Below are 23,040 nucleotides of genomic sequence, written 5' to 3'. Positions count from 1 at the left end.
GGCGACGAGTCACGGAGCAGCTAACAGGCAGCGCAAAGGGACAGTGTAGCCAAACGGCACACTGCTGTCCAGCTCTGATTCGGAAACCGAATCGGAGACTCCTCCCGGTAGCCGGCGGACGCGAACGCCCACCGGGTACTGCACTGGCCCGGACACCGCCGGGCCGCCTCGACTCACGTGGAGTCACTTCCCTCCGGAGCCGCTGGTTATGCATCCACCAGCGAACCAACCGGGGCGGACTCGCGCCACGAGAATCGCGCGCCGCGCCCGGTTCGTCAAGGGCCCGCCTCCGGCACGGACCTCGACCCGTCCATCGCCCTGGACCCGCCCGGCGTTACAGAAGCCGTGGTGGGGGCCACTCTCGATGACAGCGATCACCATACCCGCCCGCACCGACGGTGCCGAGTGCGCTCTCGGCCACTCCGGTGCCGCCGGGCCGCGGGGGCCGCCGCGGGGCAGCCGCGACCCGCTCCGGACGCCTCTGCCCGGCCCCCGGCGCCGGCGCCCGGTCCGGACCCTCCCGGGGCCCGGGAACGCGAAAAAGGCCGGGCCGACCACCCGCGAGGGTGATCGGCCCGGCCCGTGGCATCCTCCGCCCTCAGTGAGGGCGTGCGGCTGCCTCCCGGCCCTCAGGGCCGGGGAGGAGTCACTTGACGGTGACCTTGGCGCCAGCGGCCTCGAGGGCAGCCTTGGCCTTCTCGGCAACGTCCTTGGCAACCTTCTCCAGGACCTTGGCACCAGCGGTGTCAACGAGGTCCTTGGCCTCCTTCAGGCCGAGGGAGGTCAGGGTGCGCACCTCCTTGATGACCTGGATCTTCTTGTCGCCGGCACCGTCGAGGATGACGTCGAACTCGTCCTGCTCCTCAACAGCCTCGACCGGGGCAGCGCCACCGGCGGCGGCAACGGCGACCGGAGCGGCAGCGGTGACGTCGAACTTCTCCTCGAACGCCTTCACGAAGGCGGCGAGCTCGATGAGGGTGAGCTCCTCGAACTGCGCGAGCAGCTCGTCCTGGGTCAGCTTCGCCATGATTGGCGTCCTTCCACTAATTCGGCAGGTGGTGCCGTATGTACGGGTTGGCGGGCGTACGGGCCCGCAGCGAGGCGTGAGCCTGCGGAATTACTCCGCGGCCTCGTCCTCGGCGGCGGGAGCCGGCGTACCGGCACCGCCCTGCTCGACCTTGTCGCGCAGCGCGTCCACCGTGCGGACGAGCTTCGACGGCAGGGCCTGGAAGAGCGCGGCAGCCTGGGACTGCTTGCCCTTCAGCGCGCCGGCCAGCTTGGCGAGCAGCACCTCGCGGGACTCGAGGTCCGCGAGCTTCTTGATCTCATCGGCGGTCAGCGCCTTACCGTCAAGGACACCGCCCTTGATGATGAGAGCGGGGTTCTCCTTGGCGAAGTCACGCAGAGCCTTCGCCGACTCCACCGGGTCACCGGTGACGAAGGCGACAGCCGTCGGACCGGCGAACAGGTCGTCGAGCTCCGTGATCCCGGCCTCATTGGCCGCAATCTTGGTCAGCGTGTTCTTCACCACGGCGTACTGGGCGTTGTCACCCAGCGAGCGACGCAGGGTCTTAACCTGCTTCACCGTCAGACCGCGGTACTCGGTCAGCACGGCCGCGCTGGAGGCACGGAACTGCTCCGTGATCTCGGCGACGGCGGCAGCCTTGTCGGGCCTAGCCATAGGCTTACGCCTCCTTCCGTGATGTCGAAGTCAGGCCGACCGCGAAAGTCGACCATTCGAACCTCGGACCACCGGACGGAAGGAAAGCTCCTGCGGAAAAGCAGATGAGCCCCGGTGCGCAGGCGCACGGGGCTCAGTTCGACCTCGACGGGTCCACGTGCGAGCACGCGGGTCCCGGAAGTCCAAGCTCCAAACAATCCTGCGCGGGCTGCCTGCGACGAATCGCAGATCCTTCGGTCCCCGCGCCCCTTGCGAGTGCACGGCGACAACCAGCGGTCTTTGGCTTCGGTAACACTAGCCGGACTCGGCCGTCCGGGGCAAATCGCCCACCCGGGGCCCTCAGCGGGCCAGCGGGGAGATGCTTCGGGTGCCCACGTCCACGGTGTCCGCCTCGGCCGGGGCCTGCACCGAGAGGGTGCCGGCGAAGTCGCTGTAGAGCACCGCGTCGTCCGCCCGGCCGCTCGCCCCGGTGCCCGTGCGCTGCAGCCGGACCAGCTGGTCCTTGTCGTTCAGCCACAGGTCCAGGGTCAGCGAGACCGAGCCGCCGGGGGCCAGCGCGGCCCGCAGGCCGTCCCGGCGGGCCTGGCCCAGCTGGACCTGGGCGGCCGCGTAGCGCTCGGCGTCGGTGGTGACCCGGAAGTGCTCGACCGCCGAGTCCTCGAACCTCTCCTCGCCGAGGTACTGCGCCTCGATCCCGTCGGCGGTCGCGGCGGCCAGCGCCTCGACCGGGTTCAGCAGGTCGATCAGCCCGGCGTAGGGGATCTCCCGGTGGCCGTCCGCGGTCGGCGCCACGGAGAACCGCTCCCAGTGCCGGCCGGCCTGCCGGGCCGCGGTGGCCGCGTCACCGCCCTGGTACGCCACGGTGTCCACGACGATCAGCTGCTCGGCCTCGGCCGAAGTGGAACGTTTGACCTGGAGCGCGGTCTTCGGCTGCCAGAACAGCGGGCCGGAGCCGGCGTCCGCCCCCAGCCGGTAGCTGACCTTGGCCCGGCGGGCGGTCTGCATGGTGAGCTGGGCGGAGAGCAGGACGCCGTGCGGCGACCGGTCGGTGGGCTTGGCCGGCCCGGTCGCGGCGACGGTGCTCGGCGACGGGGTGCCGGACGGCACCGGCGAGGCGCCCCCGCCGCTGCCGCACGCGGTGAGACCGCTCGCCAGGAGCACCGCGGCCGTGATGGCCGCCAGTCGCTGCCGCACCGCCATGCCCCCTCTCCTTCCGTCCGGTCACCACTGCGGCGGTCCCGCTGCGGGCCGCCCCGTCCCCGGCCGCCGTGGACCGGCCGTGCTGTTCCAGCCACCTTGCCACCAGGGACCGGACCGACCCGCGGCGACCCCCTCGGCCCGCCGGGCGGTGTCGCCGGCGCCCGGTGGGGTCAGCTGCGGAAGAGCTTGGCGAAGTCGGCCCCCTTGCCGACGTCGCCCGCGGCCGGTGCCTCGATCTTGGGCGCGGCGCCGAGGCCCGAGTAGGTGACGGTGACGGCCGAGGACTCGCCGCCCTTGTCGCCGTACTCCCGGAGCTGGACGAGCTCCTGCTTGTCGTTGATCCAGAAGTCCACGGTCAGCGTGCTGCCGCCGGTGTCGAGCGTCTGGCGGACGGCCGCGCGCTGGTCGCCGCCGAGCGCGCTCAGGCTGTCGGCCAGCTTGGCGACCTCCTCGACGGCGCGGTAGTGGGTGGTCTGGACCCCGCCGACCGCCTCCGCGCCGACCTTGGTGAGCTTGCCGCCCTGGGCCGCCGCCGACAACTGGAGGACCGGGTTCGTCAGTTGCGCGACGGTCAGGAACATCACCGACATCGAGCCGACGACCGGGTCCTTCGGCTCGATCCTGGCCCAGTGCTTCCCGCCCAGCACGGCCGTGGTCTGCAGGCCGCCGCCGAGGTAGACCTCGTCACCGATGATCCTCGCCCTGGTGCCCGACTCGGTCTTGGCCGCGACGTCGACGACGGTCCGCTGCTGCCATTCGGCGGTACCGGCCATCGGGCCGGCCTCCGCGGTCAGCGCGAGCGAGCCGTTGCCGGCCCGCTGCATCACCACGGCCGAGGCGGCCAGCGCCGCGCGCGGGTCGAGTCCCGCCGCGGCGCCGGCGACGGCGTCACCGGCCGCCTTGGTGCCGGTCGTACCGTCGCTGCCGCAGGCCGCCAGCCCGGCGGCCAGGACGGTCGCCGCGACCGTGACGCACGCATGGCGCAGAACGCGCATAAGGAGCCCCCCAAAGACCTGATCATCAGAAAATACCCAGCGGACTCTAATGGATCACCGGGCGCCTTCCCCACCGCGTGCGGTGGCGCCGCCTAGCCCGCGGGGGCCGGGCTCTCGGTGCCCGTCCCGAGCTCGGAGACGTCCGTCGTGGTGACCACGGTTCCGGCGCTGCCCACGGCGGTGGCGCGCAGCCGCAGCAGGCGGTCGCCGGGCGCGATCCAGACGTCGTACCCGATGGCGGTCACGCCGCGCTCCCGGTAGTAGCCGAGGACGACCGCGAGCCGCTCGGGGGTGAGGCCCTGGTCCGCGGCGAAGTACTCGGCCACCGGCGCGCTCCCCTGGTAGTGCGCCACGGTGGTGCCGGCGAGCTCCTCCCCGCCGAGCGAGGTGAGCCGGCCGGCCAGTGCCATGGTGTGCGCCGAGTCGCCCGGGTTGGATATCAGCCCGGTCATCCAGCCGCCCGCGTAGCCGCCGGCGCCCGGGGCGGCCCGCGGGTCGAGCGACTCGGCCTCGGCACGCTCGGCCCGCAGCGGCGCCGCCCCCTCGTACCCGAGGTCGACCGTGCCGTCCTGGCTGCGCAGCCGGCCGGTGCCCCGCTCGTCGGTGACGGTCAGCTCGGCCGCGTCCCGGGGGCCCCAGACCACGGTGCCGGCGGCGGTGCGCCGCCCGGCCGGGCCCTCCTCGACCGTCCGCACCCGCGCGCCGCCGGTGTCGTCCAGCGTCTGGGTGGCCGAGAGCAGCACCTGCTTGGGCGGGCGGACCGTCGCGGGTGTGCCCAGCGGCGTGCGGTCCCCCGAGACCGCCAGCAGGCTGCACGCCGTCAGACCGCTGGCGAGCACCAGGAGGGCCGCCCCCCAGGCGGCGGGGCGAAGGGCGGGCGGCACGGCACACTCCGGCGGTCGGCTTCGGTCGGGCATCGATCAGATGATCGGACCGGCCGAGCGTACGACGAGCCGACCGGGAGTTCCCCACCGCCGGGATCTCGATCCGGACACGACGACGGGCCCGCACCCCCGAGGGGGTACGGGCCCGCCGTGCGGACTACTGCTGCGCCCAGGACGCGGCTACCGGTCGGAGCTCAGGGCTCAGACGGAGGCCGGGTCCTCCTCGACCAGGAGGTTGCGGGTGCGGTTCGGGTCCACCAGGATGCCGGGGCCGATCGTGGTGCTGATCGCGGTCTTCTTGATGTAGCGACCCTTGGCGGCGGACGGCTTGGCGCGGAGCACCTCGTCCAGCGCGGCGGCGTAGTTCTCGACCAGCTGCTCGTCGGTGAAGGAGGCCTTACCGATGATGAAGTGCAGGTTCGAGTGCTTGTCGACGCGGAACTCGATCTTGCCGCCCTTGATCTCGTTCACGGCCTTGGCCACGTCCGGGGTCACGGTGCCGGTCTTCGGGTTCGGCATCAGGCCACGGGGACCGAGCACGCGGCCCAGGCGGCCGACCTTGCCCATGAGGTCCGGGGTGGCGACGACGGCGTCGAAGTCGAGGCGGCCCTTGGCGACCTCGTCGATGAGCTCGTCGGAGCCGACGATGTCGGCGCCCGCAGCACGCGCGGCCTCGGCACGCTCGCCGGTCGCGAAGACCAGGACCCGAGCGGTCTTACCGGTGCCGTGCGGGAGGATCACGGTGCTGCGGACCATCTGGTCGGCCTTGCGCGGGTCGACGCCCAGACGCATGGCGACCTCGACGGTGCCGTCGAACTTGGTGGTGCTGGTCGCCTTGGCGAGGCGGATGGCCTCGAGGGGGGCGTAAAGGCGCTCGCGGTCGACCTGTGCGTCCGCGGCCTTCAGAGCCTTGCTGCGCTTCACTGCTGCTCCTGAATGGGGAATGGAGTCGTGGTATGGACGGGCCGCGCAGGCCCTACCACAAGGACGAGAAGGGTGATCAGCCCTCGACCGTGATGCCCATCGACCGGGCGGTGCCGGCGATGATCTTGGACGCGGCGTCCAGGTCGTTGGCGTTCAGGTCGGGGAGCTTGACCGTGGCGATCTCGCGGACCTGGGCGGCCGTGAGCTTGGCGACCTTGGTCTTGTGCGGCTCGGCCGAACCCTTGTCCACGCCCGCGGCCTTCAGGATGAGGCGCGCGGCCGGCGGCGTCTTCGTGATGAAGGTGAAGGAACGGTCGTCGTAGACCGTGATCTCCACCGGCACGATCATGCCGCGCTGCGACTCGGTCGCGGCGTTGTAGGCCTTGCAGAACTCCATGATGTTGACGCCGTGCTGACCCAGCGCGGGGCCGACCGGCGGCGCCGGGTTGGCCGCACCGGCGTTGATCTGGAGCTTGATAAGCCCCGTGACCTTCTTCTTCTTGGGAGGCATTTCTCTCCGGGTCCTTCCGAGAGGTGATTGCTGGTGCGTGCGGAACCGGGGCGACACCCAGCCGCCAGCACACACATCGGACCAGGCTAACGCGGATGCGCCGCTGGACCAAAACGACTTCGGGGCGGGGCCGAAGCCCCGCCCCGACGCCGGGGACTCGTCCGAGTCCCCGCGGCCGTACTAGTTCTTCTGGATCTGGTCGAAGGAGAGCTCGACCGGGGTCTCCCGGCCGAAGATCTCGACCAGGCCCTTGACCTTCTTCGAGTCCGGGTTGATCTCGTTGATCGTCGCCTGGAGGGTGGCGAAGGGGCCGTCGGTGACGGTGACCGAGTCGCCGACCTCGAAGTCCAGGACCTGGATCTCGCTGGGCTTGACCGGCGACGGCTTGCCGGCGTCCTTGGCCGCCTGGCGCTCGACGTCGGGGGCGAGCATCTTGACGACCTCGTCCAGCGTCAGCGGGTACGGGTCGTAGGCGTTGCCGACGAAGCCGGTGACACCGGGGGTGTTGCGCACGACGCCCCAGGACTCCGGGGTGAGGTCCATGCGCACCAGCACGTAGCCGGGGAGCTTGTTCTGGCGGATGGTCTTGCGGTCGCCGTTCTTGATCTGGACGACCTCCTCCTGCGGCACCTCGGCCTGGAAGATGTACTCCTCGACGTTGAGGGAGACCGCGCGCTGCTCCAGGTTCTGCTTCACCCGGTTCTCGTAGCCGGCGTAGGTGTGGATCACGTACCACTCGCCGGGCATGAAGCGCAGGTCCTCGCGGAACTTGGCGACCGGGTCGACCTCGACGGCCTCCTCGGCGGCTTCCTCCTCGGCCTCCGCCTCGGCGCCGGCCTCGTCCGCCGCCTCGTCCTCGTCCTGGTCCTCGGCGGCCTCGGTGTCCTCGGCGTCGAGCTCCTCGGCGGACTCCGCGTGCAGCGCGGCCTCCTCGGCGGGCTCGCCGGCCTCGGCCTCGTCGTCCGCCGCGACCTCGTCCTCGTCGCTGTCCGCGGCGTCCACGATCTGCTCGGCGGCCTCGGCTTCGTCAGCCAGCTCGGCCGCGTCCAGCTCGGCGGCGACATCCGCCTCGCGGACGGTCTCGTCGGCGTCGTACAGGGGGGACTCAGACACGGTGGCTGCTTCTTTCCTGGAGATGGTGAAGGTGGCGCGCTCCGGGACCTTTCCGGCGCCGCTCTGCTTCACGCGGGCGCCAGGAGATGACTCGGAGACTTCAACAGTACCGAGTCAACGGTAGCGGCCTCGTACGTCCGGCGCCGACAGCTCGACCCGGGCCGAAGAATCGGCCCGGGTCGGGAAGCTGTTTCGAAGGTGGGACCGCTCGGTCAGCCGAAGACCCAGAGGCTGAGCTTCGAGAAGCCGTAGTCGAGGCCGGCGACGAACGCCATCACGACCACGACGAACACGACCACCACGGTGGTGTAGTTGACCAGCTCGTTGCGGGAGGGCCAGACGACCTTGCGCAGCTCCGCGATGATCTGGCGGTAGAACAGCGCGAGCCGGGCGAAGGCGCCCTTCTTGGCACGCTTGCCGGACTTCTTGTCCGCGCGGCCTGCCCGCTTGCGGTCGCGGCGCGACTGCCCCTCGTCCCCGCCCTCGGCAGGCGTGGTCTCGTCAGCGCCGTCGGCACCCTCGGGGTTGCCGCTCTCAGGCGTTGCGGTGGAGCCCGTGGTCTCCGTCACTCGTCCTCACCTGAATCCGGGTCCTGCCGAGCATCACCTGCGTGCCCGAGAGGGCACGAGCGGCCGGCTAAAGCGGTGCTGTTCGGAGCCCTCTCCGCATCAAGCCCGCTCGCTCTGTGGAGCGAACGGGCTGAATACGGATCAAGCAGCAGGGCAAGAGGGACTTGAACCCCCAACCGCCGGTTTTGGAGACCGGTGCTCTACCAATTGAGCTATTGCCCTACGGTGCCTCTCGGCCCCTGTAGCGACCACCAACCTACCGCATCTCCCGCCGCTGCATGCACAGGCGGTGGAAGCGTGGCTTCTCGGTGGCCGTCGAGGAGTGAGTGTACGTGGTCGAGAGGCGTTTGGTCGAACCTCTTCTTTCACGTCCGACCACCGAACCGGCCACCTGACGACCACGGACCGGCCCCGCTCCGGGCCACCATCCGGACGAGCCCGTACATATGGTGAAACCCCCATGCCCGGTCCGTCCCGGTTCTGCGACCATGCAGGCATGAGCGCTTCCACCCCGCAGCCCGACAGTTCCGTCCGCCCCGCCGACCGCCGGGTCTCCGCCCGGATCGGCGCGATCGCCGAGTCCGCGACCCTCGCCGTGGACGCCAAGGCCAAGGCCCTCAAGGCGGCCGGCCGGCCGGTCATCGGCTTCGGCGCCGGCGAGCCGGACTTCCCCACCCCGGACTACATCGTCGAAGCCGCCGTCGAGGCCTGCCGCGACCCGAAGAACCACCGCTACACCCCGGCCGGCGGCCTGCCGGAGCTGAAGGCCGCGATCGCCGCCAAGACGCTGCGCGACTCCGGCTACCAGGTGGACGCCTCCCAGGTGCTGGTGACCAACGGCGGCAAGCAGGCGATCTACGAGGCCTTCGCCGCGATCCTCGACCCGGGCGACGAGGTCATCGTCCCGGCCCCGTACTGGACCACCTACCCGGAGTCGGTGCAGCTGGCCGGCGGTGTGCCGGTGGAGGTCGTGGCCGACGAGACCACCGGCTACAAGGTCTCGGTCGAGCAGCTGGAGGCCGCCCGCACCGAGAACACCAAGGTGGTGCTCTTCGTCTCGCCGTCCAACCCGACCGGCGCGGTCTACACCGAGGCCGAGGCCCGGGCCATCGGCGAGTGGGCCCTGGAGCACGGCCTCTGGGTGCTGACCGACGAGATCTACGAGCACCTGGTCTACGGCGACGCGAAGTTCACCTCGCTGCCGGCCCTGCTGCCCGAGCTCGCGGACAAGACCATCGTGGTCAACGGCGTGGCCAAGACCTACGCCATGACCGGCTGGCGGGTGGGCTGGCTGATCGCCCCCAAGGACGTCGTCAAGGCCGCGACCAACCTGCAGTCGCACGCCACCTCGAACGTCTCCAACGTCGCGCAGCGCGCCGCGCTCGCCGCCGTCAGCGGTGACCTCGCCGCCGTGCACGAGATGCGCACCGCCTTCGACCGGCGCCGCAGGACCATCGTGAAGATGCTGAACGAGATCGAGGGCGTCCTCTGCCCCGAGCCCGAGGGCGCGTTCTACGTCTACCCGTCGGTCAAGGGCCTGCTGGGCAAGGAGATCCGCGGCACCCGTCCGCAGAGCTCCGCCGAGCTGGCCGCGCTGATCCTGGACGAGGTCGAGGTCGCGGTCGTCCCCGGCGAGGCCTTCGGCACCCCGGGCTACCTGCGGCTCTCCTACGCGCTCGGCGACGCCGACCTGGTCGAGGGCGTCGGCCGGATGCAGAAGCTGCTCGCCGAGGCCACCGCCTGACGGTCCCGACCGTCCCGCTCCACCGCGGACCGCCCCCTTTTCACCCCTTCGGGGGACGGGAAGGGGGCGGTTCCCGTATCGGGGCCCGATACGGCAGTATCGGCGAATGGAACGCCTGCTGAATCCGCGAGACGTCAGGGACCTCCCCAAGGCCCACCTGCACCTGCACTTCACCGGCTCGATGCGCCCCGCCACCCTGCTGGAGCTGGCCGACAAGCACGGCGTCCGGCTGCCGGAGGCGCTCAGCTCCGCCGAGCCGCCCAGGCTGCGGGCCACCGACGAACGCGGCTGGTTCCGCTTCCAGCGCCTCTACGACACCGCCCGCTCGGTGCTCCGCGACGAGTCCGACATCCGCCGCCTGGTGCTGGAGACCGCCGAGGACGAGCGGCGGGACGGCTCGCGCTGGCTGGAGATCCAGGTCGACCCGACCTCGTACGCGCCCCGGCTGGGCGGTCTGATCCCCGCCCTCGAACTGATCCTGGACGCGGTGGAGCAGGCCGCCGGGGCGACCGGCGTCGGGATCCGGGTGCTGGTCGCGGCCAACCGGATGAAGTCCCCGATGGACGCCCGGACCCTGGCCCGGCTGGCCGTCCGCTACACCGACCGGGGCGTGGTCGGCTTCGGCCTCTCCAACGACGAACGGCGCGGCCTCGCCCGGGACTTCGACCGGGCCTTCGACATCGCCCGCAAGGGCGGGCTGCTGGCCGCCCCGCACGGCGGCGAACTGGCCGGGCCCGAGTCGGTCCGGGACTGCCTGGACGACCTGGGCGCCGGCCGGATCGGCCACGGCGTCCGGGCCGCCGAGGACCCCCGGCTGATGCAGCGGCTGGCCGACCGGCAGGTCACCTGCGAGGTCTGCCCGTCCTCCAACGTCTCGCTGGGCGTCTACGAGCGGGCCGAGGACGTCCCGCTGCGGCGGCTGTTCGACGCGGGCGTCCCACTGGCGCTGGGCGCCGACGACCCGCTGCTGTTCGGCACCCGGCTGGCCGCCCAGTACGAGCTGGCCCGCGACGTGCTCGGCTTCTCCGACGCCGAACTCGCCGAGCTGGCCCGCCAGTCGGTGCGCGGCTCACGCGCGCCGGACAGCGTCCGCAAGGAGCTGCTGGCGGACATCGACGGCTGGCTCGGGGACGGCACCACCCCGGGGGTGGCGGCCGCCCGGGGCTTCCCGGCCGACCGGCACCCGGGCCGCGCCGCCGGCTAGAGCTCGACGCCCACCATCACCGGCTCGTTGACCAGCTCCACGCCGAACGCCGACCGGACGCCGTCGCGGATCTCGCGGGCCAGCGCCAGCAGGTCCTCGGCGGTGGCCGCGCCGCGGTTGGTCAGGGCCAGGGTGTGCTTGGTGGAGAGGGTGGCCGGGCCGCTGCCGTACCCCTTGCCGAAGCCGGCCTTGTCGATCAGCCAGGCCGCCGAGGTCTTGGTCCGGCCGTCCGGCGCCGGGTAGGCGGGGGCGGTGAGCTCGCGCGCGGCCGCCAGCGCCAGGAAGGCGGCGTACTGCTCGGCGGTCAGCACCGGGTTGGTGAAGAAGGAGCCCGCCGACCAGGTGTCGTGGTCGGCCGCGTCGAGCACCATGCCCTTGCCCGCGCGCAGCGTCAGCACGGCGTTCCAGGCGGTGGTGAGGTCGACCCGCTCGCCCGGCAGCACGCCCAGGTGCCGGGCCGTCTCGGCGTAGGCGACCGGGGTGGAGAGCCCGCCGGCGTCCTCCAGGCCGAAGCGGACCCGGAGCACGACGTAGCGGTCCGGGTCGGCCTTGAAGCGGCTGTGCCGGTAGGAGAAGCCGCACTCGGCGTTGGTGAGGGTGACCACCCGGTCGCTCCGGCGGTCGTAGGCGACCACCTCGGTGATCGACTGGGCGACCTCCTGGCCGTACGCGCCCACGTTCTGGACCGGGGTGGCACCGGCCGAGCCGGGGATCCCGGCCAGGAACTCGATCCCGGCCAGGCCGTGCTCCAGCACGGTCCTGGTCACCGCGTCGGCCCACACCTCGCCGGCCGCGAGCTCCAGGGCGGTGCCGTCCAGCACGAAGCCGGTGGTGGCGATCCGCAGCACCGTCCCGGCGAAGCCGGCGTCGCCGATCACCAGGTTGGAGCCGCCGCCGAGGACCAGCAGCGGCTCGCCGGCCGCGTCGGCCTCCCGGACGGTGGCGATCACGTCCTCGTCGGTCTGCGCGGTCACCAGCCGGCGGGCGGGACCGCCGAGCCGCAGGGTGGTCAGCGGGGCGAGGGGGGCGTCGAGTTCTACCAGCACGCCCCCAGCGTACGGGGAGGGGCCGGTCCGCCCCTCCCCGCCGGGCGCTCGGGCTCCGGATGCGCGGGCTCCGGGCGCTCAGGCCAGCCGGACGACGGCGCGGGACATGCCCAGCACCTTCAGGCCGCCGAAGGTCGCCAGCAGGTCGACCTGCACCTTCCGGTCGTCCAGCAGCTTGGCGACCTTGCCGGTCACCTCGATCACGGAGCCGACGCCGTCGTTGGGCACCGTCACCGGCCGGGTGAAGCGCACGCCGTACTCGACCACCGCGCCCGGGTCGCCGACCCAGTCGGTGACCACCCGGACCGCCTCGGCCATGGTGAACATGCCGTGCGCGATGACGTCGGGCAGGCCGACCTCCAGCGCGAACTTCTCGTTCCAGTGGATCGGGTTGAAGTCCCCGGAGGCGCCCGCGTACTGCACCAGCGTGGCGCGCGTCACGGGGAAGGACCGCGCCGGCAGCTCGGTGCCGACCGCGACCTCGTCGTAGCTGATCGCCATGGTGTTACTCCCCCGCCTCGTCGGCGGCCCGGGCCACCAGGGTCATGACCGACGTCACCACGTGCTCGCCGGTCGCGTCCGTCACCTCGCCGCGCACCGTGAGCACGTCGTTGCCCGCGAGCGACTTGATGTTGTCGATGGTCACCGCGACGGAGAGCCGGTCACCGGCCCGCACCGGGCGGGTGTAGACGAACTTCTGGTCACCGTGCACCACGCGGCTGTAGTCCAGGCCCAGCTGCGGGTCCTCCACCACCTGGCCGGCGGCCCGGTAGGTGAGCACGAACGGGAAGGTCGGCGGGGCGATGACGTCCGGGTGGCCGAACGCCTTGGCCGCCTCCGGGTCGGTGTACGCCGGGTTGGCGTCGCCCACGGCGACGGCGAACTCGCGGATCTTCTCCCGGCCGACCTCGTACGGCTCGGTGGGCGGGTACGTCCGCCCGATGAAGGAGGGGTCGAGTGCCATGGCAGCTCCTCAAGAGCGCGGTGAATGACGAAAAGACTCCGGGCCGCACCCTGTGAGGGGTACGGCCCGGAGTCGTAGACCTGTGATCACACAGGCCCGCGGACACGCGACAGGGTCAGCGGGTCTCGCGGTGCGCGGTGTGCGAGTTGCAGCGGGGGCAGTGCTTCTTCATCTCAAGACGGTCCGGGTCGTTACGCCGGTTCTTCTTGGTGATGTAGTTCCGCTCCTTGCACTCCACGCAGGCCAGCGTGATCTTCGGGCGGACATCGGTGGCAGCCACGGGAGTGCCTTCCTTGGACATTGAATAAGAACACAACAAGAGTAGCCGACCGGGAGTGCGATCTCCCGACCGACTACGCGGGGTAGCGGTGACCGGACTTGAACCGGTGACACAGCGATTATGAGCCGCTTGCTCTACCAACTGAGCTACACCGCCACAGTGATCCGGAGCACAGCCGAAGCTGACTCCCTCTCACCAGAGCCCCCATGCGGAATCGAACCGCAGACCTTCTCCTTACCATGGAGACGCTCTACCGACTGAGCTATAGGGGCGAACGAGGAAGAGATTACACGTTCCGCGCCCAGAGGTGAAATCCGTATCCCGGCGCGAAGACCGCAGGTGGGCGAGGTGCACGGGCGAGCGATCGAAGGCAGGGCGTTCGATCGGCCCCGGTGGGGCGCGGCCCGACCCGATACGACTATTGCCCGCGTCCCCGCACCCCGTGCTCCCGCGCCATAGGCTCGTCGCTCATTGATCGGGACGGGCCGGGGATCCGCACCGGCCGGCGCGAGGGAGGAACCGGGCGATGGACAGCGCACCCTCCGACGGGCCCCACCCCGGGTCCGGGCCGGCCGCCAACCCGCTGGGGCACGGCCCCGTCCTGCTGCTCACCGACGCCCGGCTCGCCGACGGCCGGGTGGTGGACGTACGGATCAGCGGCGACCGGATCCAGGCCGTCGGCACCACCGGCAGCCTCGGCCCGCTGCCGGCCCTGCCCGGTGCCCCCACCACGACCACCGGGGCCCGGATCGACCTCAAGGGCTATCTGCTGCTGCCGGCCCCCGCCGAGGCGCACGCCCACTACGACGTCGCCTTCTCGGCCGCGCTGCCCGCACCGCCGCCGGAGACCTCCGGCGACCTGACCCGCCGGGTCACCGAGGCCGCGCTCACCTCGCTGGGCTACGGCGCCACCGCGCAGCGCACCCACGTCCGGATCGGCGACGTGCACGGCCTGCGCCGGCTGGAGGCGGTGCTCACCGCCCGGCAGGCGCTGCGCGGCCTGGCGGAGCTGCAGGCGGTCGCGATGCCCCGGCTGCTCACCGGTCTGGCCGGCGCGGACGGCCGGGCCCAGCTGCGCGACGCGCTCAAGCTCGGCGCCACCGCGGCCGGCGGCTGTCCGGAGCTGGACCCTGACCCGGCCGGGTACGTCCAGGTGCTGCTGGAGGCCGCCCGGGAGGCGGACTGCCCGGTGGACCTGCACACCACCGGGGCCGACGCGGCGCAGCTGGCCCGGCTGGCGAGCGCGCTCGCCCCGCTGCGGCCCCGGGTGGTGCTCGGCCCGTGCGGCGCGCTGGCGCCGGGCGGGCCGGCGGTGCTGGCCAGCAGCGGCGTCCGGGTGGTCTGCCTGCCGCAGAACGGCGGCTGCAGCGGTCTGGAGGGCCGGGCCGCCGGGATGCGGCCGGGGCTGCCGCGGGAGCTGGCGCAGGCCCGGGTACCGCTCTCGGCCGGCAGCGGCTCGCTGCGGGACCCGGCCAACCCGGTGGGCCGGGCCGATCCGCTGGAGGCCGCCTACCTGCTGGCGGCGAGCGGGGTGCTGGACGTGGAGGAGGCGTACGACGCGGTGGCCAACCAGGCCCGGGCGGCGCTCGGGCTGCCGCCGGTCCGGGTGGACGCCGGGTTCCCGGCGGAGCTGCTGGCGGTGCGCGGGGACAGCCTGGCGGGGGCGCTCGCGGGCGGGCACAGCCGGCTGGTGGTGCACAGCGGGCGGATCGTCAGCCGGACCAGTGCCGTGCGGGAGTTCGCCGACACGGTGGCGCTGGCGCTGCCGCGGCAGTCGGGGAGCGCGGGCGGGGGCTGAGCGGCGGGCCGGCGGCGACCCGCCCAGGGCAGCTGAGCAGGCCCGACCGGGGCAGCTGAGCAGGGCCGAGCGGGTGACAGGGGCGCGCGTCGTTGATCGCGCGCCCCTCCCCCACCGGTCGGCCGCCGAGGCGGCGGAGCGGTCCCGGCATCCCCCACATGGAGCAGGGCCGCTCGCTCACCGACGACGCTACGCCCGCCGACCGCCCCGTCCGGCCCGTCCTGACGCCCTCCTGTCGCCCGGCGGCCCACCCTTGACGCTCCGTTGACGCGCGGCCGTCGGGGCGCCGCCGCCGTCCCGGCGTCAGGGCTCGTACCGGTAGCCGAGACCGGGCTCGGTGATCAGGTGGCGCGGCCGGGCCGGATCGCGTTCCAGCTTGCGGCGCAGCCCCGCCAGGTAGACCCGCAGGTAGTTGCCGCGCCCCTCCTGCGCCGGGCCCCAGACCTCGCGCAGGATCCGCCGGCCGGGCACCAGGCGGCCGGGGTCGGCGAGCAGCAGCGCCAGGATCCGCCACTCGGTGGGGGTGAGCCGGACCGGGCCGTCCGGGCCGGTCACGGTGGTGGCGGCGAGGTCCACGGTGTGGGCGCCGATCACCCGCGCGGCCGGGGCCGGGCCGCCCGGTGGACGGCGCAGGACGGCGCGCAGCCGGGCCAGCAGTTCCTCCATCAGGAACGGCTTGGTGAGGTAGTCGTCGGCGCCGGCGTCCAGGGCGCCCACCTTGTCGGCCGCGCCGGTGCGGCCGGAGAGCACGATGATCGGTACGGCGCTGCGGCTGCGCAGGCCCCGGATGACGTCCAGGCCGTCCAGGTCGGGCAGGCCCAGGTCGAGCAGGACGGCGTCGGGCGAGGTCCGGGCGGCGCGGTCCAGGGCCTCGCCGCCGCTGGCGGCCGTCCGGACGGCGTACCGGCGGGCGCTCAGGTTGATCCGCAGGGTGCGCAGCAGCGCCGGTTCGTCGTCGACGATCAGGATCTCGCTCATGCGGGCACTCCTCCCGGGTGGGCGGCGGGCAGGGTGAGCAGCATGGTGGTGCCGCCCCCGGGGGTGTCCTCGACCTCCAGGCCGCCGCCCATGGCCTCGGCGAGGCCGCGGGAGAGGGCGAGGCCGAGGCCGACGCCGGTGGTGTTGTCGGTGTCGCCGAGGCGCTGGAAGGGCAGGAAGACGCGGTCGCGGTCCTCGGCGGCGATGCCGGGGCCGCGGTCGATCACCCTGACCTCGACCCGGTCGCCGAGGTGGCTGGCGGCGACCAGGACCGGGGTGCCGGGGGCGGTGTGGCGCAGGGCGTTGGCGATGACGTTGGCCAGGACGCGCTCCAGCAGCGGCGGGTCGGCCAGGACGGCCGGGACGCCCTCCTCGATGTCGAACGTGAGGTCGAGCGGCCGTACCGGCGCGTACGGGTCGGGGAGGGTGTCCAGGGCCCGGGGCAGGATCTCGTCCAGGTGGGTCTCGGCGAGGTGGAGGGTGAGGGCCCCGGCCTGGAGGCGGCTCATGTCGAGCAGGTTGTCCACCAGCCGGGTGAGCTTGACCAGGGACTCGTCGGCGGTGGCCAGGAGTTCGGCCCGGTCCTCGGCGGAGAACTCGACGTCGGGGCTGCGCAGCGAGCCGACCGAGGCCAGCGCGGCGGCCAGCGGGGTGCGCAGGTCGTGGCTGACGGCGGCGAGCAGGGCGGTGCGCATCCGGTCGGCGGCCCTGATCGGTTCGACCTCGGCGGCCACCACGGCGAGCCGGTCGCGTTCCAGCGCGGCGGCCACGTGGGCGGCGAACGCGGTGAGGACGCGCTGGTCGGCGGCGGGCAGCCGGCGGCCGGTGAGCGCCAGCAGGGCGTCGGCGCCGACCGGGACCTCGGTGGTCTCGCCGGGCCCGGCGGGCCCGCCCTCGCCGTCGCAGCGGGCCAGCACCGCGCCGCCGGTGCGTTCCAGCAGGGCGACGGAGTCCATCCCGAAGGCCGTCCGGGACTTCTCCAGCAGGGCGGGCAGGGCGTCGGCGCCGCGCAGCACGCTGCCGGCCAGGGTGGAGAGGGTCTCGGCCTCGGCGGTGGCCCGGGCGGCCCGGGTGGTGAGCCGGCCCGCGTGGTCGACCACGGTGGAGACGGTGAGCGCGACGGCGGCGAACACCAGCAGGGCGACGAGGTTGTTGGTCTCGCCGATGGTCAGGGTGTGCAGGGGCGGGATGAAGAAGTAGTTCAGCAGCAGCGAGGCGACGAGGGAGGCCAGCAGGGCCGAGGTGGCGCCGCCGAGCAGGGCGACGACGACCACGCCCAGCTGGAAGATCAGCGCGTCGGTGGTCAGGTTGACGGTGCCGTGGGACTGCGAGAGGCCGGCCGTCAGCAGCCAGGGCAGCACGAGTCCGGCGGCGTAGCCGGCGACGGTGCGGCGCCTGGAGTGGCGGCGGCCGAGCGGGGGCAGCCGGCCGCGGCCGGTGAACGCGTGGGTGACCATGTGGACGTCGATGTCCTCGGAGGCGTCCACGGTGGTCTCGCCGATGCCGGGGCCGGTGAGGAGCCGGGCGATCCGGCCGCGCCGGCTGGTGCCGAGGACGAGCTGGGTGGCGTCGTGGGCGCGGGCGAAGGCCAGCAGCGCGGTGGGGATGTCGTCGCCGACCACCACGTGGTAGCCGCCGCCCAGCGCCTCCACCAGCTGCCGCTGCTGGGCGAGCGCCCCCGAGGACGCCCCGGCCAGGCCGTCGCTGCGGGTGACGTGCACGGCGAGCAGGTCGCCGCCCGCCGTGCGGTCGGCGATCCGGGCGGCGCGGCGGATCAGCGTCTCGCCCTCGGGGCCGCCGGTGAGGGCGACCACCACCCGCTCGCGGGCCTCCCAGACGCGGTCGATGCGGTGGCTGGCCCGGTAGTCGCGCAGCCCCTCGTCGACCCGCCCGGCCACCCAGAGCAGGGCGAGCTCGCGCAGGGCGGTGAGGTTGCCGACCCGGAAGTAGTTCGAGAGCGCGGCGTCCACTTTCTCCGCCCGGTAGACGTTGCCGTGGGCCATCCGGCGGCGCAGCGCCTGGGGGGCCATGTCGACGAGTTCGATCTGGTCGGCCCGGCGGACCACCTCGTCCGGGACGGTCTCGCGCTGGGGGATGCCGGTGATCTTCTGGACGACGTCGTTCAGCGATTCCAGGTGCTGGACGTTGACGGTGGTGATGACGTCGATCCCGGCGGCCAGCAGCTCCTCGACGTCCTGCCAGCGCTTGGCGTGCCGGCCGCCGGGGACGTTGGTGTGCGCGAGCTCGTCCACCAGCACCAGGGCGGGGCGGCGGGCGAGCAGCGCGTCGAGGTCCATCTCCTCGAACTCGGCGTCCCGGTAGGACCGTCGGGCCCGGGGAGCGACGTCCAGGCCGTCGAGCATGGCCTCGGTGTGGCGGCGGCCGTGGCACTCGATGTAGCCGACCACCACCTCCGCGCCGCGGTCCTGTCTGCGCCTGGCCTCGTCCAGCATCCGGTAGGTCTTGCCGACACCGGGGGCGGAACCGAGGTACACCCTCAGCCGGCCGCGGCGGGGGCCGGTGCCGGGGGCGAGGTCGCGGGCCATGGGCGCTGCTCTTTCGTCTTCGTACGGGGGTCGGGAATTGCGTCTTTCGTCTTCGTACGGGGGGCGGGGCGTGGTGCTTTCGTCTTCGTACGGGGGTCGGGGCGTACGGCGGCCGACCCGGGCGCGGGGTGGTGCCCCGGCCCGGGTCGGCCTGTCTCACGGTGCTGCCTGCCTGGCCGTCACTTCTGCTGCGCCAGAGCTGTGTTGAGGAGGACGACGTTGACTCCCGGCTGGCCGAGGAAGCCCAGCGAGCGGCCCTCGGTGTACCTGTCGATCAGCTTCTCCACCGTCTCCACCGGCAGGTTCCGGGCCCCGGCGACCCGGGCGGCCTGCTCCTCGGCGTAGGCGACCGAGATGTGCGGGTCGAGGCCCGAGCCGGAGGCGGTGACCGCGTCCACCGGCACCTTCGCCGGGTCGACGCCGTCGAACGCGGCGACCGCGGCGCGGCGGTCCTCGATCGCCTTGGCGAGGTCCTCGCTGTTCGGGCCCAGGTTGGAGGCGCCGGAGCTCTTCGGGTCGTACCCGCCGGCGGAGGGCCGGGGCTGGAACCACTTCGGGTCCGGCCGGGCCGCCTCGTTCTCGTCGCCGGGGTTCCGCTTGGGCAGGTCGAAGGTCTGGCCCAGCAGGCTGGAGCCGACCTCCTTGCCGTCGGCCCTCACGATCGAGCCGTCGGCCTTGTCGGCGAAGGCGACCTGGCCGATGCCGGTGACCAGCAGCGGGTAGGCGAGGCCGAGGATCACCGTCATCACCAGCAGCATCCGCAGTGCGGTGAGGTGCGTGCGCACGGTGGTGGGCAGGGGCTTGGACATCTGGGTTCTCCTCTCTCAGCTCAGGCCGGGGACGAACTGGACGACGAGGTCGATCAGCTTGATCCCGACGAAGGGGACGACCAGACCGCCGAAGCCGTAGACCCCGAGGTTGCGGCGCAGTAGGGAACTCGCGTCCGACGGGCGGTACTTGACCCCGCGCAGGGCGAGCGGGATCAGGCCGACGATGACCAGGGCGTTGAAGACGATCGCCGAGGTGATCGCGGACTGCGGGCTGTGCAGGCCCATGATGTTGAGCCTGTCCAGGCCCGGGTAGACCGCTGCGAACATCGCCGGGATGATCGCGAAGTACTTCGCGACGTCGTTGGCGATCGAGAAGGTGGTGAGCGCGCCGCGGGTGATCAGGAGCTGCTTGCCGATCTCGACGATCTCGATCAGCTTGGTGGGGTTGGAGTCCAGGTCGACCATGTTGCCGGCCTCCTTGGCCGCCATGGTCCCGGTGTTCATCGCGACACCGACATCGGCCTGGGCGAGGGCGGGGGCGTCGTTGGTGCCGTCGCCGGTCATCGCGACCAGCTTGCCGCCCGCCTGCTCCTTCTTGATCAGGGCCATCTTGTCCTCGGGGGTGGCCTCGGCGAGGAAGTCGTCCACGCCCGCCTCCTCCGCGATCGCCCTGGCGGTCAGCGGGTTGTCGCCGGTGATCATGATGGTCTTGATGCCCATCCGGCGCAGCTCGTCGAACCGCTCCCGCATGCCCTCCTTGACCACGTCCTTGAGGTGGATGACGCCCAGCACCCGGGCCGGGGCCGGGGCCGTGCGCGTCGCCACCACCAGCGGTGTGCCGCCGGCCGCGGCGATGCCGTCGACCAGGGCGGAGACCTCGTCGGTGACCGTGCCGCCGTGGCCGGTGACCCAGTGGGTGACCGCGGCGGCCGCGCCCTTGCGGATCTGGTGGACCCCGTCGGCCTCGTCCAGGTCGACGCCGGACATCCGGGTCTGCGCGGTGAACGGCACCCAGGTGGCGTGCGTCAACTCGCCCTGGGCGCGGGCCCGCAGGCCGTAGCCGGTCTTGGCGAGGACGACGATCGAGCGGCCCTCCGGAGTCTCGTCCGCGAGGGACGACAGCTGGGCGGCGTCCGCGAGCCGCTCGGTGGAGACGCCCGTGGCGGAGAGGAACTCGGCGGCCTGGCGGTTGCCGAGGGTGATGGTGCCGGTCTTGTCGAGCAGCAGGGTGTTGACGTCGCCGGCGGCCTCGACGGCCCGGCCGGACATCGCCAGCACGTTGCGCTGGACCAGCCGGTCCATGCCCGCGATGCCGATCGCCGAGAGCAGCGCGCCGATGGTGGTCGGGATGAGCGCCACGATCAGCGCCACCAGCACGATCATCGACTGCGGCGCACCCGCGTAGGTGGCCATCGGCTGGAGCGTGACGACCGCGATCAGGAAGACGATCGTCAGCGAGGCCAGCAGGATGTTGAGCGCGATCTCGTTCGGCGTCTTCTGCCGGGCCGCGCCCTCGACCAGGGCGATCATCCGGTCGATGAACGACTTGCCGGGCTCGGAGGCGATCTTCACCACGATCCGGTCGGACAGCACCTTGGTGCCGCCGGTGACAGCGCTGCGGTCACCGCCCGACTCGCGGATCACCGGCGCGGACTCGCCCGTGATCGCCGACTCGTCCACCGAGGCGACCCCCTCGACGACGTCGCCGTCGCCGGGGATGATCTGCCCGGCCTCGACCACCACGTGGTCGCCCAGGCACAGCGCCGTCCCCGGCACCTCCTCCTCGGCCCGGCTCGCCGGCCAGTCGGTGAGCCGGCGGGCCATGGTGTCCGTCTTGGTCTTGCGCAGGGTGTCCGCCTGCGCCTTCCCGCGGCCCTCGGCCACCGCCTCGGCCAGGTTGGCGAAGACGGTGGTCAGCCAGAGCCAGACGGTGATCGACCAGGCGAAGACGGACGGGTCGGCGATCGCGGCGATCGTGGTCACGACCGAGCCGACCTCGACCACGAACATCACCGGGTTCCTGACCATCACCCGGGGGTCGAGCTTCTTCACCGCGTCGGGCAGCGACGAGACGATCAGCTTCGGGTCCAGCAGTCCGCCGGAGACCCTGTGCGGCGCCGCCGCGGGCGCCTGCGGCTGCGCGGCCGGCTTGTCGGTAAGGGTGGAGGACATCAGGAGAGACCTTCCGCGATCGGCCCGAGAGCCAGGGCCGGGAAGTAGGTGAGACCGACGACGATCAGGACGACGCCCGACAGCAGGCCCACGAACAGCGGCTTGTGGGTGGGCAGGGTGCCCGGGGTGGCGGGGACGGGCTGCTGGCTCGCGAGCGAGCCGGCCAGCGCCAGGACGAAGACCATCGGCAGGAACCGGCCGAACACCATCGCCAGTCCGATCGCGGTGTCGTACCAGTCGGTGTTCACCGTGATCCCGGCGAACGCCGAACCGTTGTTGTTCGCGCCCGAGGTGAACGCGTACAGCACCTCGGAGAAGCCGTGCGCACCGGAGTTGAGCATCCCGGCCCGCTCACCGGGCAGCGCCATCGCCACCCCGGTGCCGACCAGCACCAGCGTCGGCGTGGTCAGGATGTAGAGCGAGGCGAACTTCATCTCCCGCCCGCCCAGCTTCTTGCCCAGGTACTCCGGGGTGCGGCCGACCATCAGCCCGGCCACGAAGACCGCGACGACCGCCAGCACCAGCATCCCGTACAGGCCCGAACCGGTGCCGCCGGGCGCGATCTCGCCCAGCATCATGTTGAACATCGTCAGCCCGCCGCCGAACGGCGAGTACGAGTCGTGGAAGGAGTTCACCGCGCCGGTCGAGGTGAGCGTCGTCGAGGCCGCGAACAGGCTGGACGCCGCGATGCCGAACCGCTGCTCCTTGCCCTCCATCGCGCCGCCGGCCGCCTGCATCGCGGTACCGGAGTGCCGGGCCTCGGAGAGGGTGATCAGCGCGACCGAGGCGACCCAGAACAGGCCCATCACCGCGACGATCGCGTAGCCCTGCCGGTGGTCGCCCACCATCTTCCCGAAGGCGCGCGGCAGCGCGAAGGGGATCAGCAGGATCAGGAAGACCTGCAGCAGGTTGGTGAACCCGGTGGGGTTCTCGAACGGGTGCGCCGAGTTGGCGTTGTAGAAGCCGCCGCCGTTGGTGCCCAGCAGCTTGATGACCTCCTGCGAGGCCACCGCCCCGCCCGGGACCGCCTGCGGGTCGCCCGCCAGGGTGGTCACCTCGTGGAACCCGTGGAAGTTCTGCACCACCCCGTTCGCCACCAGGACCAGCGCGAAGACGATCGAGACCGGCAGCAGCAGCCGCAGCGTGATCCGGGTCAGGTCGACCCAGAAGTTGCCCACCCGGTCCGTCCGGTTGCGGGTGAAGCCCCGGATCAGCGCGGCCACCACGGCGATGCCGACGGCGGCGGAGACGAAGTTCTGCACCGCCAGGCCCGCCATCTGCGCCAGGTGCCCCATCGCGGACTCGCCGCTGTAGGACTGCCAGTTGGTGTTGGCGGTGAAGGAGATCGCGGTGTTCCACGCCTGGTGCCCCGACATCTGCGGGACCCCGAGGCTCAGCAGCAGGTGTCCCTGGAGCCGGATCAGGCCGTAGAGGAAGAGCACCGAGACGGCCGAGAAGGCCAGCACCGAGCGCAGGTAGACCGGCCAGCGCTGGTCGGCGTCGCCGTCCACCCCGACGACCTTGTACAGGCCGCGTTCGGCTCTGAGGTGCTTGGACGTGGTCAGGATCCGGGCGACGTAGTCGCCCAGGGGCCGGTAGCACAGGGCCAGCGCGCCCACCAGGGCGACGACCTGCGACCAGCCCGCGAGAACGGAACCCAT

At 72.5% G+C, this 23,040-nt stretch carries 21 protein-coding genes and 3 tRNA genes; 3 read left to right on the top strand and 21 right to left on the bottom strand.

The window, feature by feature from the left end:
- Positions 1–646: 646 nt before the first annotated feature.
- From rplL to ABT263_RS01165, 10 genes are all read right to left on the bottom strand, one after another.
- Positions 647–1,027 (bottom strand): 50S ribosomal protein L7/L12, encoded by a 381-nt coding sequence (rplL, locus tag ABT263_RS01210; protein ID WP_329488166.1) that lies wholly within the window; start codon positions 1,025–1,027, stop codon positions 647–649.
- 90 nt (positions 1,028–1,117) lie between these two features.
- Positions 1,118–1,681 carry a 50S ribosomal protein L10 gene (gene rplJ, locus ABT263_RS01205; RefSeq protein WP_352286328.1) on the bottom strand — a complete coding sequence of 188 codons (564 nt, stop codon included), beginning with the start codon at positions 1,679–1,681 and terminating at the stop codon, positions 1,118–1,120.
- A gap of 339 nt (positions 1,682–2,020) precedes the next feature.
- Positions 2,021–2,881 (bottom strand): SCO4651 family lipoprotein, encoded by an 861-nt coding sequence (locus ABT263_RS01200; protein WP_352286326.1) that lies wholly within the window; start codon positions 2,879–2,881, stop codon positions 2,021–2,023.
- Positions 2,882–3,051: 170 nt separating this feature from the next.
- Positions 3,052–3,876 (bottom strand): SCO4651 family lipoprotein, encoded by an 825-nt coding sequence (locus ABT263_RS01195; RefSeq protein ID WP_352286324.1) that lies wholly within the window; start codon positions 3,874–3,876, stop codon positions 3,052–3,054.
- 92 nt (positions 3,877–3,968) lie between these two features.
- Positions 3,969–4,760 (bottom strand): hypothetical protein, encoded by a 792-nt coding sequence (locus ABT263_RS01190; protein WP_352286322.1) that lies wholly within the window; start codon positions 4,758–4,760, stop codon positions 3,969–3,971.
- A 201-nt stretch (positions 4,761–4,961) separates the two neighbouring features.
- Positions 4,962–5,684, bottom strand: a complete 723-nt coding sequence (gene rplA, locus ABT263_RS01185; protein WP_329488172.1) for a 50S ribosomal protein L1 — start codon at positions 5,682–5,684, stop codon at positions 4,962–4,964.
- Positions 5,685–5,760: 76 nt separating this feature from the next.
- Positions 5,761–6,195 carry a 50S ribosomal protein L11 gene (gene rplK / locus ABT263_RS01180; protein ID WP_148644356.1) on the bottom strand — a complete coding sequence of 145 codons (435 nt, stop codon included), beginning with the start codon at positions 6,193–6,195 and terminating at the stop codon, positions 5,761–5,763.
- A gap of 180 nt (positions 6,196–6,375) precedes the next feature.
- Positions 6,376–7,308: a transcription termination/antitermination protein NusG gene (gene nusG, locus ABT263_RS01175; protein ID WP_380382360.1), complete on the bottom strand. Its 933-nt coding sequence runs from the start codon at positions 7,306–7,308 to the stop codon at positions 6,376–6,378.
- A 212-nt stretch (positions 7,309–7,520) separates the two neighbouring features.
- Positions 7,521–7,877, bottom strand: a complete 357-nt coding sequence (secE, locus tag ABT263_RS01170; RefSeq protein WP_329488174.1) for a preprotein translocase subunit SecE — start codon at positions 7,875–7,877, stop codon at positions 7,521–7,523.
- A gap of 149 nt (positions 7,878–8,026) precedes the next feature.
- Positions 8,027–8,099 (bottom strand) — tRNA-Trp (locus tag ABT263_RS01165).
- 274 nt (positions 8,100–8,373) lie between these two features.
- On the opposite strand from ABT263_RS01165, the gene ABT263_RS01160 reads away from it, so the two are divergent.
- The gene (locus tag ABT263_RS01160) at positions 8,374–9,621 is read left to right on the top strand and encodes a pyridoxal phosphate-dependent aminotransferase (RefSeq protein WP_352286320.1); all 1,248 of its coding nucleotides are present in this window, start codon (positions 8,374–8,376) and stop codon (positions 9,619–9,621) included.
- 106 nt (positions 9,622–9,727) lie between these two features.
- Positions 9,728–10,825 (top strand): adenosine deaminase, encoded by a 1,098-nt coding sequence (locus tag ABT263_RS01155; RefSeq protein WP_352286318.1) that lies wholly within the window; start codon positions 9,728–9,730, stop codon positions 10,823–10,825.
- On the opposite strand, the gene ABT263_RS01150 is transcribed toward ABT263_RS01155, so the two are convergent.
- From ABT263_RS01150 to ABT263_RS01125, 6 genes are all read right to left on the bottom strand, one after another.
- Positions 10,822–11,871 carry a UDP-N-acetylmuramate dehydrogenase gene (locus tag ABT263_RS01150; protein WP_352286316.1) on the bottom strand — a complete coding sequence of 350 codons (1,050 nt, stop codon included), beginning with the start codon at positions 11,869–11,871 and terminating at the stop codon, positions 10,822–10,824. The genes ABT263_RS01155 and ABT263_RS01150 overlap by 4 nt on opposite strands.
- A gap of 78 nt (positions 11,872–11,949) precedes the next feature.
- A complete protein-coding gene (locus ABT263_RS01145) occupies positions 11,950–12,372 on the bottom strand; it encodes a MaoC family dehydratase (RefSeq protein ID WP_329488178.1) in 423 nt (140 codons plus the stop codon).
- Between the two features lie 4 nt (positions 12,373–12,376).
- Complete coding sequence (locus ABT263_RS01140; RefSeq protein ID WP_329488179.1) at positions 12,377–12,835, bottom strand: FAS1-like dehydratase domain-containing protein; 459 nt, start codon at positions 12,833–12,835, stop codon at positions 12,377–12,379.
- A gap of 115 nt (positions 12,836–12,950) precedes the next feature.
- Positions 12,951–13,115: a 50S ribosomal protein L33 gene (gene rpmG / locus ABT263_RS01135; protein WP_006604855.1), complete on the bottom strand. Its 165-nt coding sequence runs from the start codon at positions 13,113–13,115 to the stop codon at positions 12,951–12,953.
- An 83-nt stretch (positions 13,116–13,198) separates the two neighbouring features.
- Positions 13,199–13,271 (bottom strand) — tRNA-Met (locus tag ABT263_RS01130).
- A 43-nt stretch (positions 13,272–13,314) separates the two neighbouring features.
- Positions 13,315–13,387: transfer RNA gene (locus tag ABT263_RS01125), tRNA-Thr, on the bottom strand.
- 254 nt (positions 13,388–13,641) lie between these two features.
- On the opposite strand from ABT263_RS01125, the gene ABT263_RS01120 reads away from it, so the two are divergent.
- Complete coding sequence (locus ABT263_RS01120) at positions 13,642–14,913, top strand: amidohydrolase family protein (RefSeq protein ID WP_352286314.1); 1,272 nt, start codon at positions 13,642–13,644, stop codon at positions 14,911–14,913.
- A 303-nt stretch (positions 14,914–15,216) separates the two neighbouring features.
- On the opposite strand, the gene ABT263_RS01115 is transcribed toward ABT263_RS01120, so the two are convergent.
- The 5 genes from ABT263_RS01115 to kdpA form a co-directional block, all read right to left on the bottom strand.
- Positions 15,217–15,891 carry a response regulator gene (locus tag ABT263_RS01115; protein WP_352286313.1) on the bottom strand — a complete coding sequence of 225 codons (675 nt, stop codon included), beginning with the start codon at positions 15,889–15,891 and terminating at the stop codon, positions 15,217–15,219.
- Positions 15,888–18,437 carry an ATP-binding protein gene (locus tag ABT263_RS01110; RefSeq protein WP_352286311.1) on the bottom strand — a complete coding sequence of 850 codons (2,550 nt, stop codon included), beginning with the start codon at positions 18,435–18,437 and terminating at the stop codon, positions 15,888–15,890. Before ABT263_RS01110 ends, ABT263_RS01115 begins: the two co-directional genes overlap by 4 nt.
- 179 nt (positions 18,438–18,616) lie before the next feature.
- Complete coding sequence (gene kdpC, locus ABT263_RS01105) at positions 18,617–19,246, bottom strand: potassium-transporting ATPase subunit KdpC (protein ID WP_352286309.1); 630 nt, start codon at positions 19,244–19,246, stop codon at positions 18,617–18,619.
- A gap of 15 nt (positions 19,247–19,261) precedes the next feature.
- A complete protein-coding gene (gene kdpB, locus ABT263_RS01100) occupies positions 19,262–21,379 on the bottom strand; it encodes a potassium-transporting ATPase subunit KdpB (protein WP_352286308.1) in 2,118 nt (705 codons plus the stop codon).
- Positions 21,379–23,040: a potassium-transporting ATPase subunit KdpA gene (gene kdpA, locus ABT263_RS01095; protein ID WP_352286306.1), complete on the bottom strand. Its 1,662-nt coding sequence runs from the start codon at positions 23,038–23,040 to the stop codon at positions 21,379–21,381. Before kdpA ends, kdpB begins: the two co-directional genes overlap by 1 nt.

The sequence above is a fragment of the Kitasatospora sp. NPDC001603 genome, from assembly GCF_040298365.1.
In the GTDB taxonomy this organism is placed as follows: domain Bacteria; phylum Actinomycetota; class Actinomycetes; order Streptomycetales; family Streptomycetaceae; genus Kitasatospora.
This window is presented reverse-complemented; position numbering and strand designations above follow the sequence as displayed.

Bases quoted from the DNA above. Each gene is read 5' to 3' on its own strand.
- rplL (WP_329488166.1), bottom strand. From the start codon at position 1,027: ATGGCGAAGCTGACCCAGGACGAGCTGCTCGCGCAGTTCGAGGAGCTC.
- rplJ (WP_352286328.1), bottom strand. From the start codon at position 1,681: ATGGCTAGGCCCGACAAGGCTGCCGCCGTCGCCGAGATCACGGAGCAG.
- ABT263_RS01200 (WP_352286326.1), bottom strand. From the start codon at position 2,881: ATGGCGGTGCGGCAGCGACTGGCGGCCATCACGGCCGCGGTGCTCCTG.
- ABT263_RS01195 (WP_352286324.1), bottom strand. From the start codon at position 3,876: ATGCGCGTTCTGCGCCATGCGTGCGTCACGGTCGCGGCGACCGTCCTG.
- rplK (WP_148644356.1), bottom strand. From the start codon at position 6,195: ATGCCTCCCAAGAAGAAGAAGGTCACGGGGCTTATCAAGCTCCAGATC.
- ABT263_RS01160 (WP_352286320.1), top strand. From the start codon at position 8,374: ATGAGCGCTTCCACCCCGCAGCCCGACAGTTCCGTCCGCCCCGCCGAC.
- ABT263_RS01155 (WP_352286318.1), top strand. From the start codon at position 9,728: ATGGAACGCCTGCTGAATCCGCGAGACGTCAGGGACCTCCCCAAGGCC.
- ABT263_RS01145 (WP_329488178.1), bottom strand. From the start codon at position 12,372: ATGGCGATCAGCTACGACGAGGTCGCGGTCGGCACCGAGCTGCCGGCG.
- ABT263_RS01140 (WP_329488179.1), bottom strand. From the start codon at position 12,835: ATGGCACTCGACCCCTCCTTCATCGGGCGGACGTACCCGCCCACCGAG.
- ABT263_RS01120 (WP_352286314.1), top strand. From the start codon at position 13,642: ATGGACAGCGCACCCTCCGACGGGCCCCACCCCGGGTCCGGGCCGGCC.
- ABT263_RS01115 (WP_352286313.1), bottom strand. From the start codon at position 15,891: ATGAGCGAGATCCTGATCGTCGACGACGAACCGGCGCTGCTGCGCACC.
- ABT263_RS01110 (WP_352286311.1), bottom strand. From the start codon at position 18,437: ATGGCCCGCGACCTCGCCCCCGGCACCGGCCCCCGCCGCGGCCGGCTG.
- kdpC (WP_352286309.1), bottom strand. From the start codon at position 19,246: ATGTCCAAGCCCCTGCCCACCACCGTGCGCACGCACCTCACCGCACTG.
- kdpB (WP_352286308.1), bottom strand. From the start codon at position 21,379: ATGTCCTCCACCCTTACCGACAAGCCGGCCGCGCAGCCGCAGGCGCCC.
- kdpA (WP_352286306.1), bottom strand. From the start codon at position 23,040: ATGGGTTCCGTTCTCGCGGGCTGGTCGCAGGTCGTCGCCCTGGTGGGC.